The 1638-nt window shown below is 34.1% G+C and carries 1 protein-coding gene; it reads left to right on the top strand.

All coding sequences use genetic code 11. The features are described from left to right. A partial coding sequence (locus tag CY0110_RS27680; RefSeq protein ID WP_008278990.1) for a two-partner secretion domain-containing protein occupies positions 1-1638 on the top strand: 1638 nt, incomplete at both ends.

Raw genomic sequence — 1638 nt, 5'->3', positions numbered from 1 at the left:
TTCTTTAGCTATAGAAAATATTTTTTCCCGTGTGACAGGTAGTTCTCCATCAAATATCGATGGCTTGATTCAAGTTAATGGATTCGCCAATCTGTTTTTAATAAATCCTAATGGTATTATTTTTGGACCCAATGCGGCTTTAAACATGGGAGGTTCTTTTTTAGCTACTACTGCTAATGAGGTCGTTTTTTCTGATGGCACTGTATTCGGAGCAAAAAATAACTCAAATTCGGTTGTTTTGACAGTTAACCAGCCAATCGGACTAACTTTTGATAATCCTCAGCCAATTCAAATTAAGAATCAAGGTCATAATGTAAATTTTAACGCCTTTCCCGCTTTTAATTTTCCTATATCTGGATTACAAGTTTTCAATAAAAATTTATCAATTTTAGGAGGTGATGTCATTTTTGATGGCGGAATTTTATCAGCTATCAATGGAAATATTAATGTAGGTGCTGTCCAATCTGGTTTTGTGTCTTTCAGTTTTATAGATAACCAGTTAGCTTTAAACTATGACAAAGTTTCGCATTTTAACAACATTTATCTTAAAAATCGCTCATTCATAAATACGATTGGTTTATCACCGGGTTCTCTAAATTTTAATGCTAAAAATTTAACTATTACTGATGGCTCAATTGCAATGATTTTTAATGTAGGCTCTAATTTTGGTCACTCGCTCACTGTTGAAACGACTGATTCCTTAACGGTTAGTGGTAAAAGTGAGGAACTCAATCAATCTAGTTTTATTACTACTCAAACAATTGGGACAGGTAGTAGTGGGAAGATTAATATCAATACCCCACGATTATTTGTTGACAGTGAAGGAATAATAAGTTCAGTAACCCTTTCAGAAGGACAAGGAGATGATATCAATATAGAGACTCAAAAGTTATTTGTAGAAGGAGGAGGAGGAATTACTTCGGCTGTTCTTAGCACAGGTGATGGAGGTAATGTTAACATATTTGCTACTCAAGAAGTTAATGTATCAGGTTCGGCTCCTGGAGTAATTATTTCTACTTTTCTTCCTGGTTTTTCTAATTTCCCAAGTTCGTTAGGCAGCTTTACAGGTAGTACAGGAGATGCTGGAAATCTTTTTATTATTAGTAACAATTTAAAAATTATTGACGGAGGGAATGTCGGAACCGCTACTTTTGAACAAGGTAATGGAGGTCAGGTGTTTATCGATGTTCAAGATTCAATTGAAGTCAATGGAGTCACTCCACTTTTTTTTCCTAGTATTATTAATTCAGCAGCTTACGGTGATGGGCAGGCAGGACAAATTATTTTAAATAGTAATCATTTAAAACTTTTAGATGGAGGAAATATAATCTCTTCTGCTTTTGATAGTGGAAGTGCAGGAACTATAGACATAAATGCTTTGAATTCAGTAGAAATTAGTGGTTTTACTGGGATAAGAAATAGTGGTATTGGCTCTTCAGTTGAGCAACTAGATCCCATAAGCATAAATTTATTGGGACTTGACTTAAAAGCTACAGGTCAATCTGGAAATATAACGATTAATACGAATAATTTTAGTATGACCGACCAAGGTTTCTTGAGTGTTCAAAATGATGGACTTAATAGTGGTGGTTCCATTGATCTAAATGCTCAAAATATTCAGTTAGAAAAAGCTCAAAT

The organism is Crocosphaera chwakensis CCY0110, from assembly GCF_000169335.1.
In the GTDB taxonomy this organism is placed as follows: Bacteria; Cyanobacteriota; Cyanobacteriia; order Cyanobacteriales; family Microcystaceae; genus Crocosphaera; species Crocosphaera chwakensis.
Note: the sequence above shows the minus strand (reverse complement) of the source record. Positions and strands in the feature narration are given on the sequence as shown.